The following is a 17,998-nucleotide window of genomic DNA, read 5'->3' on the forward strand; positions in this document are numbered from 1 at the left end:
TTGAATATTCTTGCTCTGGAATGGATGGGCGTCAGAAGCGCCAATGGCCCAAATTAGAGTTCCGCGCGGTTAATCGGCGCGCGCCCTTGGTCTGGTCAATCCGCTGCGAGAAGCGGTTTGCTGCGCTATCGAAAGATTTTGTCCGTTGCGTTGGAAAACGGTTTAGTTTGGCGCGGCAGGCTGACGTGTCGAGCGGTGCGCAGACGGTGTTTGACCGGTCAGTTGCTTGAAGGTGCGCGTAAAATGCGCTTGATCCGCAAAGCCGCAGTCAAGCGCGATCTCTCCCAGGGAGAGCGTCTGATCTTCCATGCGGCGCATGGCTTGCTCGACGCGATATGACAGGACGAACTGCATGGGCGACTTACCCATCACTTCTTTGAACACCCGGCTGAAATGCGACGTCGACATGCCAACTTCTGATGCAAGGTCATCAAGCACGACCGTGCGGTCGATGTTTGTGCGCACGTACCCAAGCACCCTTTGATAATGCGCGGACGTAAAGCGTGAGGACAGGGCTATTTCTTCTGGTCGACGCTGACCGTATTTCTGCAAGAGTTTGACCAGAAAGACGCGGGCCATCGCTTCGAACATGACGGCGGAGGACATGTCGTTCGCTGCGATGCTGTCGCGGAGCATCACACCCGCAGCACATAGATCCGCATCCGAGAACTGTGGGAGATCCTCGAATTGCTTGTCAGAAAGCAGCATCCCCAACTCACGTTCGGCAAAGTGCTGGACGGCCACGGGTTCCAATGTGACGACGATGACATCCGATTGTTCAAACCAGCGCCAGCCCGACCGGACCCCCGCAGGTGTAAAGATGATCTCATCTTTGCGGAACTGGAAATCCCGTATTACGCCGTTGCGACGGTTCTGCACTCGATGAGGTTCTTCCTTGAGATTGAGCAAAAGATGATGCTCTGAGAAAATATCTTCTGGCATTGAATCAGGCGGGGCCTGAAAATACTGCACCGACATCAGACGCGCCGCGGAGACATGCTCGATCCCTTCGCTATCGATCAGCGGTAGCGATGGATAGATTTCTCTGTAGCGCCGCGGCATTCGAACCCCTCTCCTTGGCAATATCCCTTCAATACTAGCCTCTTCGGGCATCGCGGCTATGCAATATCCGATCATTTTTCGAGGAAATATCGATCATTCTTGGGATGTCTGACCGGCAGACGTGTGTTTGAAAATACCCTGCGTATAGGATGGTAGCGCAGCATGGGTCGTATCGCTGAAGCGATACACCGCGTTTGATACTGCCCAAGTGCCGTTATCAGAAACGATCCACGGCCCGTATGTCGGAGCCTATGCGCCTGGCTTTCGCGCGCAACGTTCCAAGTATATGAGGCGTAGCGCGTCCTCGAAAGCGCGTATCAACTCTGTTTTTCGCTCCGGGTTTGGGATGAAATAGCCAAATTCGATGTCCATGCGCGGCTCCCAATCGATCAGCCTGACCTCTTTTTCCAATTCGGGGTCCAGCGCGATTGGGTCAGCAAAGGTGAAGCCCAGACCGCGTTGAACAAGCCGGTAAGCAGCCGAGCCGAGCGAGACCTCATGTGCAACGTCAAGCTTTGCACCAATCGTCGCCATTTCCTGATCCGCGATACGCCGAATGACCGTTGTTTCGTCCAGCGCGATGTAGGGAATCCCGGTCATATCGCCCGGCCGCAACACCGCGCGATCTGCCAACGGGTGGTCCTTGCGAATAGCAACCTTCAGAGGCGCCGCGCCAAGGCGGACCGGCGTCGGCTGGTCGATGGGCAACGGCAGTGCCGAGACGCCAATGTCATAGCGGTCGTTCATCATGCGCCGCCCCAGATCGCGGCGCAGGTGAATTTCCAGCTTGATCGGTTGGTCGGCAAATACGTCCCTGAGGCGTTCGATTGCGGGAACGATAAGGCCATTCACGATCCGCGTTTGCGCGATGATCCGAAAGGGGTCTTGCGTGCCGGTCTGGATTTGCTGGACGAATTGCGGCAGGGCCTCGATCTGAGACAGGATGCGCAGCGCTTCGGGCAGGAAGCGTTCCGCCTCTGCTGTGGGGATCAGGCGACGCTTGTCGCGCCGGAAGAGCTCTATCGCGAATTCTTCTTCCAGCAGGTGCAGCAGTCGGCTGGCCGCGGATTGGCTGAGGTTCATGGCGTCGGACGCACGGGCCAGCGTGCCCTCTTGCATCACAAGGGTGAAAACCTTCAGGCTGCGCAAATTCACTGTTCGAATTTCTCGATTTATAGTTCTGATAATTGCGTTTTTTATACATGATCGATTAGGCTACCGTCTAGCCTTGATTGCAGTGGCGCCGCCTGAACGCGTCAACGCCTAAAGGGAGGACATCATGAAACGACGTGACTTCATCACCACCGGTCTAACCGCAACCGCAGTACTTACGGCGGGCCGGGGGCTGGCCGAATGGGCACCGCGACGGCCGATCAATGCTATTCTGCCCTACTCGGCAGGCGGGGGCACGGATGCGCTTGCGCGGGCGGCGGCCGCCGCAGCTGACGGAATTCTGCCGGTGCCGCTTGTCGTCGTGAACAAGCCCGGATCATCGGGCATCACAGGGGCAACCGAGGCCGCAGCCGCGCGTCCCGACGGCAACACGGTCATGGTCACCTCTGCCGGGTCGTTCCTGCTGACATCCATGCTGCGCGAAACGGATGTGAACCCCTTCGATAGCTTCGACATCATTGCCCAGATCGGCAACCTGACACCTGCGATCATCGTGCCCGCCAACAGCCCGTTCCAGTCGGTTCAGGACTTCGTTGATGCCGCCCGCGCAAACCCTGGCAGCCTGCGGTGGGCCCACAACGGGCGTGGCGGGTTTCATCAGGTGGCGGGCCAGAGCTTTCTGAACCGCAACGCGCTTGAGGCTCAGGACGTGCCGTTCAAAGGCGGCGGGCCGACCCGCGCCGCCGTGATCGGAGAGCAGGTCGATTTCGCCTTTGTCGGCATTCAGCAGGCCGCAGGATTCGAGAATGAGTTACGCGTGCTGGCGCTGGTGGCACCCGAGCGTGACCCGATCCGCGACGACGTGCCGACGCTGGAAGAGCTTGGTTTTGACTATGTCGCGGTGTCCTCGCCCATCGTGTTCTTTGCGCCCAAAGGCACCGATCCAGAGATCATCCAAGGCATGGAGGCGGCATTGCAACAGATCACAGAGACGCAGCAGTTCGCCGACCTCATGCGCGAGCGCGGCAATGTGCCGGCCTTTCTGAACGGCGCCGAGACCGAAGCCCGCCTGCGGCAGATGCAGGCAGACACGCGGCCCGTCATCGACGTGCTGAAAAGCCAGGGCTGAAACCAGTGACCCTAGGGTCTTCTCCTGCCCCTCGGGTGGTCGGTATGGCGCTGATCCTCATCGGGATCGGCGCCATGGCGACATCCATGGGCATACCGCTGGATCAACAGGGCCGATGGGGTGCCCGGTTCTTTCCGCTGGCCGGATCGATCACGCTGGTCGTACTGGGCGCGGCCGAACTGCGCAAAACCGCTTCTGCCAGCCAGATGGACCCGCGACATCTGCCCGCCATAGCTGCGTTGCTCGCGCTGGCGGTCGTTTATGTCTGGTTGATCTCTGCTGTTGGATACCTGATCAGCACCGCTCTCGCAGCGCCCGTGGCGCTCTGGATCTTCGGCCTGCGCACCCCCCTTGGTCTGGGCGCGGCGACACTCCTTTGCCCGGCAGCCTACCACCTTGTGTTCTTCAAACTCCTGGGCGTTTTTCCACCCCTTGGTCGATATTTCGACCTGCTGGACGTTCTAGGGGGGTATTGAACGCATGGATATCTTCCCCGCTCTGATCAGCGTCCTGACCGACCCGGTGCTGCTGGGCTGGGTTTTGCTGGCGGCGGTGGTCGGGATGGTCGTTGGTGCGATCCCCGGTTTGACGGCCTCTGCGGCCATTGCCATGCTGTTGCCGCTGACCTTCTACATGGAGCCGCTGCCCGCGCTCGCGTTTCTCTATGTCATCGGCAAATCGGGTCGCTATGGCGGGTCCATCGCCGCGATCCTGTTCAACACGCCCGGCACGGCGGCCTCCGCCGCAACCCAGATCGACGGCTATCCGCTGGCGCGGCAAGGCAAGGCCAGCAAGGCGATGAAGGTCGCCACGATTTCCTCCATCATCGGTGATTTCACGGGTGAGATTCTGCTGATCGTTGGGGTCGCGTGGATCGCAGCCCTTGCGCTCAAGCTTGGCCCGCCGGAGCTGTTCGCCGTTTATTTCGCGGCCTTCATAGTGATCGGGTCGGTCATTGGCAAGTCGGTGACACGTGGTCTGGCGTCTGCGGCGTTTGGCATTCTGGTGGCCATGATCGGCCTTGATCCGATCAGCTCGACCGAGCGCTTCACCTTTGGCAGTTTCGATTTGACCAACGGCATCGGGCTTGTGCCGCTGATGATCGGGATTTTTGTGCTGGGCGAGGTATTTACCCAGATCGAGGAGCGGGGCAACGCCCCCTTAATGGCTGACAGCGGTGATGACGCCGCGCGCAACGGGCTGACCTGGGCCGAGTACAAGCCGTGCCTCCCCCACGTGGTGCGATCATCGTTCATCGGCGCTTTCATCGGCATGTTGCCCGGACTGGGATCGGCCATCGCCGCCTTTGTCGCCTACGGTGAAGGCAAGCGCCGAGCCAGCAACCCTGATGCCTGGGGCAGGGGGGCATTGGAGGGCGTCGCGGCCCCAGAGGCGGCTAACAATGCGGTCAGTGGCCCGTCGATGGCCCCGCTTTTGACCCTGGGAATTCCCGGATCGACCATCGGCGCGATTCTGATCGGAGTGTTCCTGATTCACGGCATCCAGATCGGACCAACCCTGTTCCTCACCAGCCGCGATCTGATCTACGCCCTGTTCGCCTGCGGATTGATCGGCATCGTCATGTACGGCGTGATCGGCTATTTCGGAGCCGCCTTTGTGGGCCGGTTCATCATCCGGCTGCCGACGCATGTGCTCTACCCGATTATCTTTCTGACGTCTTTTGTCGTTGCCTACACGTCCCGTGGCAATCTGTTCGATGTCTACGTCATGGTCGCGGCGGGGTTTGCGGGTTGGGCGATGCGCAAGCTCGATTTTAACCCGGCTGCCTTCGTCATCTCCTTCGTTTTGGCAGGTGGCGCAGAGGAGGCGTTCCGTCAGGCGCTGTTGCTCTCTGACAATGGGTTGATGATCTTTGTAACCCGACCTGTCGCATTGCTGTTCCTGCTGATTGGGGCCGCGGCGCTTTTCATGCGGGTCCGGAGCTTGAACCGACAGGCGCGCGACAATGCTTTGGGGTCTGCGTAATGGTGGCCCCGCTCAACGGTATCCGGGTCATTGACTGGACCCATGTTCTGGCCGGGCCTGCCTGCGCTTACTACCTTGGCCTTTTGGGGGCAGAGGTGATCAAGGTCGAACGGCCCGGGCGCGGCGATGCGATGCGCCACCGGGGCGGGACGGACAAAGCGCGCGCGGCGGAGGGCATGAGCACGGCCTACATGACGCAAGGCGCGGGCAAGCAATCGCTAGCACTTGATCTGTCGAGGGAGGCAGGGCGAGACGTCTTTCATAGGCTCTTGAAAACCGCTGACGTGCTGGTCGAAAACCATCGCCCGGACACGCTGGCCCGCCTCGGCCTGACCGAAAACGCTACGCGCGCGGTCAATCCCCACCTCATCCATTGCGCGATGACCGGTTACGGACGTGGCAACGACATGGAAGGCGCACCGGCCTACGACCTGAATATCCAGGCAATCAGCGGGCTGATGGCCTTGACCGGTACCGAAGAGACCGGCCCCCTGCGCACCGGCGCGCCGATCGTCGACTATGCGACCGGCCTCGCCGCGGCGCTTGCAACCACATCCGCCCTTATGCAGCGCGAGAAGACCGGGACGGGGTCGTTCGTCGATATCTCCATGCTCGAAACCGCTTTCAGTCTCATGAGCTCGACCATTACGGATTACCAATTGACCGGAAACGCCCCCAGACCGCGCGGGAATGCGGCCAACAGCCGGTCGCCGTCATCGGGCGTGTTCGCCTGCGCTGAGGGTAAGATCAGCCTGGGCGTGAACGAGGAAGCGCAGTTCCGCGCATTGGCAAGCGCGCTGAACCGCCCCAACTGGCTGACCGATCCGCGGTTCGCTGACCCCGTGACCCGCGACGTTCATAAAACCGACCTTGGCCAGGCGATCTCGGATATTCTGTGTACACGCTCCGCGCACGAATGGGAGGGCATCCTGATGGCAGCCGGTGTGCCCTGCGCACGATTGCGGAGCCTGCCGGAAGCGCTCGATCTGCCGCCAGCGACGCAACGCGACTTCGCCCGGCGCGGCGCGGCCGGTTTCTGTGGCCTACCGTTCTCAATGACGCATGCGCCTAACCTCGCTGACAGGCTGTCGCCACAGAGGCTTGGCTCAGGAACGTATGAAATACTGCATGAGCTTGGTTACGGTGAGGCCGAGATCGAGACCTTCGCAGAGCAGGGCGTCATTGGACTCACTTAAGCAGGGTAAAGACGGTAGATCGCGGATCAGCAAGAAGGGATTGCCCTCTCTGATTTATCCCAAAGTTGATGGTGATCCCCATCATCACTTCAAGCACATGTGGAAGATTTGGGTGCTGCGGCTCGTCCCTCTCCAAAGCACGGCGTATGCCCGGCCTGATTTCAAAGTATCCGCTGCCGCTCTGCTGCCCCGTGGCAGCCCTGGATGGCAGACACCCATCTTCGGATTAGCTTCATTGTGAACGCTGCCTTTCGTCCTTGGTCAGCCTCATGCGCTTGTCATTGCATGACCAAATCAATAGGGCGATCATCGTTGCCGGATAAGCAGCTTATTAGGGAATGCATGGTGAAACTCTTTTGGCGCGGTCTATTTCTTTTCTCAACCTTTGGCGTGGCCTACCTTCTGTTCTGGCCGATACCGATCGATCCCGAAGCCTATGAACCCGCCCCTGATCCTGGGTTGTCGGGGGCTTTTGCGCCAAATAATCTGCTGGGCAATGCGCAACGTCTGATCTTGCCCGAGGGTGCCGATGGGCCGGAAGACTTTGCGGTTCTCCCAGATGGCCTCTACACCGCTGATGTCAACGGCGGTCTTTTTCGGCTTGAAGGCGAAAATTTCATAAAAGTCGCGGATCTTGGAGGGCGGCCTCTTGGTTTGGACGAAGGGCCAGATGGCGCGCTCTATATCGCGGACAGTTTCCGTGGCCTGATGCGCTGGACCAAGGACGACGGCCTGACCTCGCTGGTCACCGAAATCGATGGTGATCCGGTGGTCTATGCAAACCAATTGGACGTGGCACAGGACGGAACCATATATTTCTCAAACTCCACAGATCGTTTTGATCCCGAAACGTTGGGCGGCACCAAGCCAACCTCGGTCATGACGATTTTTGAACAATCACGCACCGGCTATGTCGCCCGCCGCACACCTGACGGTACCGTGGAAAAGATCGCCTCGGGTTTTGTGTACACCAATGGTGTCGTTCTTTCGCCGGACGAAAGCTATCTCTTGATTGCGGAAAGCGGTCGCGCGGCGATCCACAAGCTCTGGCTGACGGGAGATCGGGAAGGTCAGCTCGAGCCCTTCCTGACCGGCTTGCCGGGATATCCAGACAATCTGGAGCCAGGTAAAGACGGCACATTCTGGGTCGCCTTTGCTTCGCCACGGGTCCCTGCAGAGGCTCTGATGCCGTACCCGTTCCTGCGCAAAGTGGTCTGGCGCTTGGGGCCCTATGTGCGACCCGCGCCGATCGAGCATGGTATGGTCGCGCAATACGATAGCGACGGAAAGGTTCTCCGCGTCTTGCAGGACGCAAACGGCACATTGGGTATCACCACGGGTGCGCGAGTGATTGGGGATCATCTTTATGTCACGATGCTCGAAGGTCGGTTTGCCGCACGTATGGTTTTGGAAACCCCCCGCTGAGAACGAGGTTGGCTAACGGCTATTGGGCTTTCAAGACTTTCCGTCCACGGTATTCCACCAATCTCCTTTCTTAGCAGGTGCCTCTCCTTAAGTAGGCAGCATAGCGGCATCATGGTATGTCGCTGAATGTCTCATGTAGGCTGCCACCTGACAATCGACCAGAGCGGTCAGATGTCAGCCTTAGGACCCTTTTATCTCATTTGACGAACCGCAGCGAAGGACCGCATTATGAGCATATCGATCGTGGTTCCCGGACCTGAACAGGCGTATTCATGAAGCATGCTGGCAGTTGTCACTGCGGAGCAATCCGCATCGAACTCGAAACGTCTCGTGCTCCCCAAGATCAGGTCTTGGGGGCTTGTCAGTGCTCATTCTGTCGCAAACACAACACCAGAGCCTTCTCCGATCCATCGGCAAAGGTGGTGATCACGGCGGACAATCCGCACGCCGTGCAACTCTATGAGTTTGGTCTGAAAACGTCAAAACAGGTTATCTGCAATCGCTGCGGTGTCTACGTTGCCATGATCCTGATTGACGGCGAAAGGGTGTTCAGCGTTCTGAACATCGATACACTTGATGACCGCGCATTGTTTACACAAAGCGTCGAAGCTCGCGTCTACGATAGCGAGAGCGCAACCGAACGAATTGAGAGACGAAGGAAGCGATGGACGCCCACGACGCTGGTTGGTTGGCCAAATTGACCTCTCAGCTGCTCAGCTTCCAAGGTTGCAAAACACCCATGCTGAAAGGGTGCGCGAATGCTGGAAGCGTGGCATCAGACTTATGATTAGCTGTACATGCTGCCGTCTGAGCGATTCAAAAGAGTGTCCCCTTTGGCTATCATGAGAGCGCTCGGTTTTCTGTTGCAGGCATGAAAGGACAGGACAGTTTTGGAGAAGTTCTCTAATGATATTGGAAGCTTATCTCGAAACAGTGATTTGGGCATCTTGGCGGCCGCAACCTCTTGTGTGATTGCCGGGATATAGCTCATACGTTTGAAAACAGAGAAATGCTAGCATCTTATTCACTTGGGCTAGCAATCGATGAGCGGCGCATTAGAAGAGGAAATGGATAGTGCGTACTGCCCTTTGACAGGACGGCTTCGCCAAACCGGTTGACCCAGACTGGAAGTATGTTGGAGGGCAACGGGTCGCTCTTTCTGACCTTGGAGAACAAGTTTATCAGCATAAGTCCGGCCAAATTGGAGCCCTCGCAAACCCCTAGCGCAAAGGGGAGGTGCTTCAAGACATGGATACGCGCGAGAGCAGCTATCCGGAAGCTTCTCTTGGCGTTCTCCACGCGGCGGCGAAAACTCGCCTGAACTCAAACCTCACCGGCGAAACCAGAGTTTTTGGCTATACTAACGTTGCGTAAGGTCTCCTCGGGGACCACCTAGTGTTGATCATCTTTCAAGTTTAACCAGTTTCACGGATAATCCTTTTGTCAACAAAACCAGCAAACTCAGACCCGCCCCTGCACGTGGTCATGCCAGCAGGTCTTGAAATCTCCTTCTTCGGCGACCTACGGGTGGCTCGGAACGGGACAGAAGTCCCTCTCCCGGCGTCACGCAAGGCCCGTGCCCTATTGGCCTTTCTGGTCGAAACCGGCCGCCCCCATCGACGGGAACGCCTGTGCGAGCTTTTTTGGGATCTGCCGGATGATCCCAAAGCGGCCCTGCGCTGGTCGCTCAGCAAACTGCGCAAGGTAGTGGATGCGCCCGAACGCGTTCGGATCCTTGCGGACCGCGAACGGGTCGCCATCGACGGTGAAGGGCTATCGATTGACATTCTGGAGGTTCGCGCACAACTGCGCGGCGGCGGAGAGAACTTGTCGGTTGTCGAATTAGAAGGTCTGGCCCGGCGTCTTGACGCGGTTCTCCTGGACGGCCTTGATGAAGCAGGAGACGGTGCTTTCCGGTCATGGCTTGCAGCAATGCGGGAGGATGCCAGCGCCGCGCGGAAAAAGGTTCTTCAGCTGCTGGCCATGCGTACTGGCGACACGTCCAAATGGATGCGTCTCTGGCGCGATGCCGCGCCAGAGGATGCAAGGGCCTTCGACCAAACGCGGCAAAATCCGGGCTTTGGTGAGGAACAGGATGCGCTCGAAGCGCCCACCGGGCAAACGTCCGACCAGCTTGCACCATCAGACCACCGCTTGGCTCGACCAAGAAACGCCGAGGCGCTGCGCGCGCAACGCATCGGGTTTTGCGATGCCGCCGATGGGACCAAGATCGCCTATGCGCTGATCGGATCCGGCCGCCCCATCCTGAAAGCCGCCAATTGGCTCAACCACCTCGAATTTGACTGGGCGACACCGATCTGGGGCGAGTGTTTCGCAGAGGTCGCGCGGGATCGGACCCTGATCCGCTACGACGAACGGGGGTGCGGCCTGTCGGATTGGGAGGTCGAAACCCTCAGCTTTGACGCATTCGTGGAAGACCTCGAAGCCGTTGCCGACAAGTTGGAGCTGGAGCGTTTTCCACTGCTTGGTATCTCGCAGGGCGCGGCGGTCGCCATCGAATATGCGGTGCGCCATCCCGAACGGGTTTCGGGACTTATCCTTGTGGGCAGCTATGCTGCAGGGTGGCGACACCTTGCCAGCCCCGAGGAGCAAGCGCGTCGCGAAGCGGTACGCAATCTGACCGAGGTGGGATGGGGCACGGAAAACCCTGCGTATCGGCACATCTTTTCCAAGACGTTCATGCCTGATGCAGAGGTTGACGACCTCGCCTGGTTTGATGAATTCCAGCGCCAGACCACCTCGCCGCAGAATGCCGCGCGCTTTCAGGACGCCTTCGGCGAGATCGACGTGCGCCACAGGCTGGATCAGGTCAAGGCCCCCACAATCGTGCTGCATTCCAAGGGGGATCAGCGCATTCCTCTGGCGCAGGGGCGTGCGGTCGCGTCGGGTATCCCGGATGCGCGCTTTGTGCCGTTGGAGAGCCGCAATCACGTTCTGGTCGACTATGAACCTGCGTGGCGCACCGGCATGGATGCGATCCGGGACTTCATGCGGACGCATGGCTTGTGATCATTCATATCGTTTGCGGCAGGTTTCAACGGCGGCGCAAACAACGAGGTCCTATCAAAACCACAGCGACCGTGCTGATCACAGACGCTGGCGGCGAGGATTTTCCTGACCTGGCGGCGACCTGATTAGTTCAGGCCAAAACCGCCTGTGAGCGTCTGAAAGGGCGCTCACTTGATCCAGCTATCCCGACGTCCAAAGTGCAAATTACAACGCTGCCGGGCGCGAATACAACGACATTACAACGGTAACGACAACGCTTTGGCCAAGGCGCTTCGCCTATAAGAGCCCGGGGATAGATTCGCCCCACCGGTACCCTCTCCCTCAATACGGGTGCCGGGCCGAACAGGATTTAGGGTGACCCGTTTGTCACCCGTAATAGTAGTTAACGAGTACGCAAAGTTATTTTTGACCAAAAGGCCCGGTGCCGGATTTTTTGAAAGGCACCGGGCATTACTTTCCCCTTCCACCAACCAGCTTTGCCCCGGCTCTTACTTTCGAGAGGGCCCGGTTCCCGCGCAGTCACTCTTTTAGGAGCATCACAGATGAAAACAATTCTCTCTCTTAGCGCCGCGGCATTTTTCGCCGCCTCCACGGCGCAGGCTGCCCTTGTCGCCAATATCTCGGGTATCCCGGGCAGCGGACAAACCACATGGACCTTCAGCGGAGTGGCCATTGCAGTCGGATCGGGGTTTTTTGAAGACGGAAACGATTTGGCCAATAACGACACATGGCGGAACTTTGGCGAATACACTTCAATCAACGATTTCGAGAACTTTAATGTCTTGGGTGATGCCGGATTGACGATCGACGGAATGACCCGTTTGATTGACTTGGCCTATATCAACGATGGCGCCGGAGGCGCTCCTGACGACTGGGGCGTTGGGGTCGAAGGCGACACGGACTTTGAGTTTTTCGCGGGCTTCGAGATCAGCTGGACGAATAGCCTGACAGTCATTGGCTGCGACATCAACGATCTGAACAACAGCGGCCTGCCGATCTCGTTCCTGACCTCAAACTATGGTTCCAATGGCGACGGAACGCGCGACCTGGAACTGACCATCGCAGCAGCCGACATCGCGCCCGTTCCAATGCCCGCAACCACCTGAGCCAGACCGACGCAGTCATCAGTGTCGCACCGGGCGGAGAGGTTGTCACAACGCAGGCTGAAGAGCCGGGCGACGTGGTGATCGACGATGGCGCGGGCCTGCGGGTCATCCTCAAAGGGGTCGACATCGATGATCTGAGTGCCAGCAACTTCTTTTTCAGAGGGCGCGATCTGCGGTGTCTCCTCTTCGACTGCAGGCCGGATACAACGCCAAAGCCAGACAACAAAGGTCGTGACAACGACCACTTTTCAGATCGCGCAGACGGGTCCACCGACCGGCACAATCCTGTGACTGCGCCACACACTTGCACGACAAAAAAGGAAATTTCAAATGACCACCCCTCAAGTTCTCATCGCCCCGATCTTGACCAATACGACCGCTATCGTGGCCAAGTCGAAAGTCGTGGAGCTTTCGAACGGCAACATCCTTGTCACCTACATCTCCGAGCGGGGCGGTGACCCTGACAAGGACGGGTTCTTTATCCACGGCCAGCAGTTCGATGCCCTTGGCAACAAGATCGGCGGCGAAATGCTGTTCGAGTTTCCAGAGGAAACGGATACCGAAAACTTCGACATCATCGCGCTGCCTCAGGGCCGCGTTGCGATCCTGGCGGATCAGGACAGCCGCCGTGGAGCTAATCCCAACAATGACGACCCTTTCCTCGGTGTTTTTCAGGTCAATGGGTCCGGAACGGCCACCTTCCTGCCAGGAGAAAGTGAGGATGCCTCGGGAACCGGAACCAGAAATTTTGATTTTGCGCTGACAGAGCGGGGGGACGACGGATGGATGGCGCACAGTCTCGCAAGCGATTTTGGCGCTGATAGAATTTTTCAGGACTCCGATATTCAGGGCGTTGAACTTGTTGAAAGGACGGGCTTTCGCGGCACCCGCAACGGCGAGCTTGAATCGACCACATTGGAAAATGGCACCCAAGTTCTGCTGCTTGATCGGGATGCCCGGGACAATAGAGACGGCGATCTCGAATTCAGGATCATCGGGCTCAGTAGCAATGTGGTGAAGAGCGGCCTTGTCGGCGGTAACGCTGACGACCGGAACAATGAAGGGACAGTGCAGGCGTTGAAAGGCGGCGGGTTTGTCATCGCCTGGACCGAGCGGGATGCGGACACGGACGTCGTTTTCAAGATGTTCGACGCAAGCGGCAACCCCCTCAGTGCGTCCGTCACATTCGTGGGCAGCAAGAGTGGAACCACGGACAACAACAACGAGCCCGCGATTGCGGCGCTGCAGGACGGCGGTTTCATCATCTTCTTCGACGACGACACCTCCGGGGGCGGAATCAAGGGGCAGCGATACGATGACCAGGGGGGTGCGGTCGGTGAGATTTTCACCGTGTTCCCTTCCACCTTCCCCGAAGAGATCGACGCGACGCTCCTGTCGAACGGCAATGTCGCGGTCTCCTTCACCATCTTCAATACCATCCATACCACCATCGTAAGTGTGGATGGCGACCTGCCCGATGGCGCGATCATCGGCACCGGTGGCAATGACACGCTGACCGGCACGCGCGATGATGACGTGATCTTTGGACTTGGTGGCGATGATACGATGAGCGGCGAGAACGGTGATGATACGCTCGACGGTGGCGCGGGCGACGACCGCGTGATCGGCAACCGGGGGAATGACATCCTGCGCGGCGGGGCGGGCAATGACAGGCTGCAGGGCTTTGGGCAACGTGACACGCTCGACGGCGGCACGGGAAATGACAGGCTCAGCGGCGGCACGGGCTCCGACACCTTCATCTTTCGCGATGGGGATGGTCGCGATGAGATCACCGACTTCAACCCGTTTGATGCAAACGAAAAGATCGATCTGTCGGATGTCACCGCGATCACAAATTTTGCCGACCTGCAAGCCAATCACCTCGTGCAGGGCGATCAGGGTGCGGAGATCGACGATGGCAGAGACCTGACGATTATTCTGACAGGTGTGGACATCGCCGACCTTGACGAGAGCAGTTTTATCTTCTGAAGGGCAATATCTCCGCGATCTCCACAAAGGTGACAGGGGCGTAGGTGGCGCGCCCACGTCCCGTTTTCACTATGATGTACCCTTCAACTTGAAACGAACGGAGGAGCTAGAAACAAATCGGTAAATCGTCAGCACGTTCGACGCGCAAGACTTTTACATCAGCGTTTCATTCTTGATCATCAGGTGAGGTTGATCGAAAGTCTGAGAGTAATATTGATCTCAAATGGGCAAGCCAAACGAACATGATACCGAGCAACATCCAGCGAATTCACGGCCCGGCCAAAGGTCGCAGCACAGTTTCGATCTTTTCCGGTCTTGTATTCGCAGTTGCTTATGACCCGGATATGGCAGCCGACATTGTCGATCAGACCAGAAATACTCTCGCTTTCCTGGACAAGCACCTTGTCGACGCCGGCAGCGACAAGAGTGCCATCCTGCAGGCGACGGTTTATCTTTGCGATATGTCGATGAAACCCAAGATGGATGCTGTCTGGGAGGAGTGGATTGGTCCGCCTGAGAACTGGCCTCAGAGAGCGTGTGTAGGTTCCGATCTCGGCGAGGGGAGTTTGATCGAAGTTGTTGTGACGGCAGTACAAATCACCTGACGGCCGTACCAAAGTATGAAACGTTGTATCGTTTCATCCGCGACGTGGGGTTTGATCAAGTAGTATCGGGAAGTTTCGACGGCGGAGAGGGTTTGATTTTCGAAAGGCCAGATAGCTAGGTGCGCGGTGACCCCGCCAGTTCTCCGAGGTAGGCCGTCAGAGTTTCTTGGTTGCCGCCCTCCGCACCAAGCATGATTGTCTGCCACGCCCAAGTCTCATACTTGACGATATTGAGCTCCCAGATGCAGCCCACGACCTCCTGAACGCCATCTTTGAAGGTCGTTGGATCGTCATAGCCTGCTCGCATTTGGCCCATTTGCGCCAGAACGCTGCCCCACTGCCAGTAGAATACAGGTGAGACGACGGCGACCTCTGCGAAGTGGATGATCTGGAAGCCAATGCTATGGTTTCCGGCAGAGTTCTCAAGAGGCCCGGCAGCAGGAAGGCGGCGCATTGCCTCCTCGGTCGCTGCTGAAACAACGCCCTCGGCAAAGGCTCTGCCGTCAGCAACAATTGCATAACGCTTTAGACTCCAACCGTGATCCTGCGCCAAGCTCAACGGCAGGACGGTGCGGGGTGCGAACGGTTTCAGATGGTCCATTGATACCTCTCTTTTAAGGGCCGCATCATAGCTCCAGGATCAGCGGGCAGTGGTCCGAAACCTCTGGATCATGGATAACGTCGAACGTCTTCACGGCCTCCACGTCGCTCACGAGCAGATAGTCGGCAAACCGGCCTGGTTTTTTATATTGCGTATTCCGGGTGCTTTCAAAACCGCGCGATGTGACCATTTCGATCAGACCGGCGCCTTTGAGCATATTCAACGTTTCGCTGTCCGGTTCCACGTTAAAGTCGCCGCAGATGATGCGGAGATCGCCCTGTTCCGATACGGCATCCGAAAGCGCGATCAGCCGACGCGCCTGCGCTGCGCGTTCTGGTGTGTCCATCTTGCCGTTCAAGTCCCGAAGACCATGCATATGTGTGATGCTGACGGCACGATCAGACCCATAGTCGAAGACCCGAACCGCATGTGCGCTGCGGGATCTGGGGTGATCGCCATAGCCAACCGGCGAAAAATCTTTGTGAACGAAACCCTGCACCTGACCAATCACCGGCAAGGACTGATGAACGAATGTTGCAAGGCCCCATTGTGAAGGAACTTCCGTTTCCTCGTCCCACAAGACGCCTTGGGCGGCTGGGCAAAAGGTCGGGACATGATCAGGTAGGGCGCGGCAGACATCGCGAAAGAAGTTGGCTCTCTGAGGAAGAATATGGTCGCCATCCCGGTAGGTCAGCCAGTCCAAATCCGTGGCTGGGCTATGAACGACTTCCTGCAGGCATAGGATATCGGGTACCATCTGAGAAACGTAGGGCAGAAGCTCCTGATTGAGCGTACCGCCCCAGCCATTCAGGCACATGACTCTCATTGGTTCGCCTCCTGCAATACCGATACTCCCGCAGCAATGATGGGCGCGGTCTCCGCCCTTACCAATAGATGAGGCTCGATCTTATGCAAATTTGGACTGCCAATTCTGGGTACTTCCTTCGTTGTAGCCCACTCGTGTCTGGGAGAAATGCCAACTCCCTTATATTCGTACATCTAGGTGGTACGAGTTACGGGCCTTCAGCAGGGTTCTTGCTTCTTTTAGCTCACGTTTGATGTGGTCGCGTACTACCAGCATGCGGTCAATCGGGTTTTGGCTTCGATTTACCCATAGCACTTTGAACCGATACGCCTTGGCAGCAATGGTGTCACAACCCTTTGATAAGGCAAAAGGACTTCGGTCCCGTCAGATTGCAAAAAGCTTTCGAAAGATAACATGCACGGGTATCTGGCTTGAAGACACCCGTGCTTTCAACACTCGCGATTGCATCCAAAGCTGTGTCCCATTTTGCGCATTTTACGATCCGGTTCAGCATGTCTTTGCGTGATCGCAGGTAGTCAGGAAGGCTGACGTCACTTTGCTCAAGGCGTCTGCCGAGGCCGCTGCATTTGTGGGCTTTTGCTCGCCCGTGCTGAGAAGCCAGCAACTGCGCTCGGGTGTGAATTAACGGCCCCATTTACCAATGGCGACCGGAATGATGCCTTGCGGTTGAAAGACAGTTTTGTGCTTTTGTTGTCGGGTTAAGCTCAGATAGGGCTGTCGCCTTCAATGATCTTCAGCATTTGCAGGTCTGTTGCCTCGGGGTGCACCCCCGCTGCTGTCAGCATGGCATGCACTTGCCCCCTGTGGTGCGTTTGATGATTGATCATATGGGCCAAGTTGAAGCCAAAATTGGTGACGACCTCCTCGTCGCCTCTCATCCATGACACATCGCTTGCCAGTTCTGCCTCGGTCAGTGCGTTTGCCCAAGCTACGATTTCATCATCCAACGCGGCACGATCAGCAACAAAGACTGACCAATCGTTTGGGTCGTCGGTGTATGGATGGCGAACACCTATCCTTGCTTCATTGCTTCTGTCACCACGAAGCCTCGCCAACCAGATGCGGTCGTCCCAAAGGATATGGTTCAAGGTCTGTGCAATCGATCCAAAGAATGCCCCGCGATTTTTCCACCTTTCTTCATCACAAAGGCTGTCGGCGGCGGTCACCAACGAACGGTTTTGCCAACGATTGTAGCGCGCCATGGTGCGAGCGAATTCAAGGGTGATCATTGCGAGGCCTCCGATAGTCCCAAGACAGAATATGGGACAAACCAAAACCCGTCATTCTTGTTTTGCGTAGCGTCGTTTAAGAACGGCGCGCTCTCGACCCACGCCGCGCGGTAGTCTGACGGTTGGCTCACCAGTCGGAGCTGTCGTTGCATCGGTTCAGCCTAAGCCTCGCAGCCATGGGCAAGATCAAGCCCCATCTGGTCTCCCGGGTTGGCCCCAGCGGTTCGAAGCCTAATTTCTTATAGACCGCTATCGCGCGTTCATTTTCTGGATGCGGATCAGTGGCGATGACGGGCGCGCCGTTATCAAAAAGTGTTTGCATTCTCATGCCGATAAACGCTGATCCATGCCCAACGCCGACCATTTCGGGATCTCCGATGTATTGATCGATTCCCCGCGACCCTTTGGGCAGACTGGCAAAATGGTGCTCTTTCCATCCATGCACTGTATAGTCCTGCATAAATGCAAAGGGCCGTTCTGCGATTGAAACGATCCAGCGAGCCACCCGAGGATCAGCCAAATTCGCTTCGTTATACGGCTCATCTGTGTCCCACCATGCGCGAACATGTGGGTTCGACTGCCATGCTGTAAGCAAAGCGAGATCATCCAGGGCCGCTTTGCGAAAACTGTACTGATTTGTCGCGAACATTTGACGAGGCTAGCACATCATGCTCGGGCAGGGATGGGCTCTCCTACGCTGT

Annotated in this window: 16 protein-coding genes; 10 read left to right on the forward strand and 6 right to left on the reverse strand. The window is 57.5% G+C overall.

Going from position 1 to position 17,998, the window contains the following annotated elements; genetic code table 11:
• Nucleotides 1-162: 162 nt before the first annotated feature.
• Both Q1A63_RS03410 and Q1A63_RS03415 read right to left on the reverse strand, forming a co-directional pair.
• Entirely contained in the window at nt 163-1,062 is a 900-nt protein-coding gene (locus Q1A63_RS03410; protein WP_298969281.1) for a helix-turn-helix transcriptional regulator, read from the reverse strand.
• Nucleotides 1,063-1,311: 249 nt separating this feature from the next.
• Nucleotides 1,312-2,217: a LysR family transcriptional regulator gene (locus Q1A63_RS03415; protein ID WP_298969283.1), complete on the reverse strand. Its 906-nt coding sequence runs from the start codon at nt 2,215-2,217 to the stop codon at nt 1,312-1,314.
• A gap of 124 nt (nt 2,218-2,341) precedes the next feature.
• Here Q1A63_RS03415 and Q1A63_RS03420 point away from each other — a divergent pair, with 124 nt between their 5' ends.
• The 10 genes from Q1A63_RS03420 (at nt 2,342) to Q1A63_RS03465 (ending at nt 14,641) form a co-directional block, all read left to right on the forward strand.
• Complete coding sequence (locus Q1A63_RS03420; protein ID WP_298969284.1) at nt 2,342-3,304, forward strand: tripartite tricarboxylate transporter substrate binding protein; 963 nt, start codon at nt 2,342-2,344, stop codon at nt 3,302-3,304.
• A 44-nt stretch (nt 3,305-3,348) separates the two neighbouring features.
• Nucleotides 3,349-3,780 (forward strand): tripartite tricarboxylate transporter TctB family protein, encoded by a 432-nt coding sequence (locus Q1A63_RS03425; RefSeq protein ID WP_298969285.1) that lies wholly within the window; start codon nt 3,349-3,351, stop codon nt 3,778-3,780.
• A 4-nt stretch (nt 3,781-3,784) separates the two neighbouring features.
• On the forward strand, nt 3,785-5,290 hold the full coding sequence (locus Q1A63_RS03430; RefSeq protein WP_299630650.1) for a tripartite tricarboxylate transporter permease: 1,506 nt from the start codon (nt 3,785-3,787) through the stop codon (nt 5,288-5,290).
• On the forward strand, nt 5,290-6,486 hold the full coding sequence (locus Q1A63_RS03435) for a CaiB/BaiF CoA-transferase family protein (RefSeq protein WP_298969289.1): 1,197 nt from the start codon (nt 5,290-5,292) through the stop codon (nt 6,484-6,486). The genes Q1A63_RS03430 and Q1A63_RS03435 overlap by 1 nt, the downstream gene beginning before the upstream one ends.
• A gap of 390 nt (nt 6,487-6,876) precedes the next feature.
• Nucleotides 6,877-7,911, forward strand: coding sequence for an SMP-30/gluconolactonase/LRE family protein (locus tag Q1A63_RS03440; RefSeq protein ID WP_299630653.1), 1,035 nt, complete (start codon nt 6,877-6,879; stop codon nt 7,909-7,911).
• A 272-nt stretch (nt 7,912-8,183) separates the two neighbouring features.
• Nucleotides 8,184-8,612, forward strand: coding sequence for a hypothetical protein (locus tag Q1A63_RS03445; protein ID WP_298969293.1), 429 nt, complete (start codon nt 8,184-8,186; stop codon nt 8,610-8,612).
• Between the two features lie 739 nt (nt 8,613-9,351).
• Nucleotides 9,352-10,941 (forward strand): alpha/beta hydrolase, encoded by a 1,590-nt coding sequence (locus Q1A63_RS03450; RefSeq protein ID WP_299630655.1) that lies wholly within the window; start codon nt 9,352-9,354, stop codon nt 10,939-10,941.
• A 542-nt stretch (nt 10,942-11,483) separates the two neighbouring features.
• Nucleotides 11,484-12,047: a hypothetical protein gene (locus Q1A63_RS03455; protein WP_298969295.1), complete on the forward strand. Its 564-nt coding sequence runs from the start codon at nt 11,484-11,486 to the stop codon at nt 12,045-12,047.
• 330 nt (nt 12,048-12,377) lie between these two features.
• Nucleotides 12,378-14,036: a hypothetical protein gene (locus Q1A63_RS03460; RefSeq protein ID WP_299630657.1), complete on the forward strand. Its 1,659-nt coding sequence runs from the start codon at nt 12,378-12,380 to the stop codon at nt 14,034-14,036.
• 242 nt (nt 14,037-14,278) lie between these two features.
• On the forward strand, nt 14,279-14,641 hold the full coding sequence (locus Q1A63_RS03465; RefSeq protein ID WP_298969299.1) for a RidA family protein: 363 nt from the start codon (nt 14,279-14,281) through the stop codon (nt 14,639-14,641).
• Nucleotides 14,642-14,756: 115 nt separating this feature from the next.
• On the opposite strand, the gene Q1A63_RS03470 is transcribed toward Q1A63_RS03465, so the two are convergent.
• From Q1A63_RS03470 to Q1A63_RS03485, 4 genes are all read right to left on the reverse strand, one after another.
• Nucleotides 14,757-15,242 carry a hypothetical protein gene (locus tag Q1A63_RS03470; protein WP_298969301.1) on the reverse strand — a complete coding sequence of 162 codons (486 nt, stop codon included), beginning with the start codon at nt 15,240-15,242 and terminating at the stop codon, nt 14,757-14,759.
• Between the two features lie 25 nt (nt 15,243-15,267).
• Nucleotides 15,268-16,068, reverse strand: a complete 801-nt coding sequence (locus Q1A63_RS03475) for an endonuclease/exonuclease/phosphatase family protein (RefSeq protein WP_298969302.1) — start codon at nt 16,066-16,068, stop codon at nt 15,268-15,270.
• Between the two features lie 704 nt (nt 16,069-16,772).
• The gene (locus tag Q1A63_RS03480) at nt 16,773-17,297 is read right to left on the reverse strand and encodes a DinB family protein (protein ID WP_298969303.1); all 525 of its coding nucleotides are present in this window, start codon (nt 17,295-17,297) and stop codon (nt 16,773-16,775) included.
• 127 nt (nt 17,298-17,424) lie between these two features.
• Nucleotides 17,425-17,946, reverse strand: coding sequence for a GNAT family N-acetyltransferase (locus Q1A63_RS03485; RefSeq protein WP_298969305.1), 522 nt, complete (start codon nt 17,944-17,946; stop codon nt 17,425-17,427).
• Nucleotides 17,947-17,998 lie beyond the last annotated feature (52 nt).

The organism is uncultured Roseobacter sp. (assembly GCF_947499265.1).
Taxonomy (GTDB): Bacteria; Pseudomonadota; Alphaproteobacteria; order Rhodobacterales; family Rhodobacteraceae; genus Roseobacter.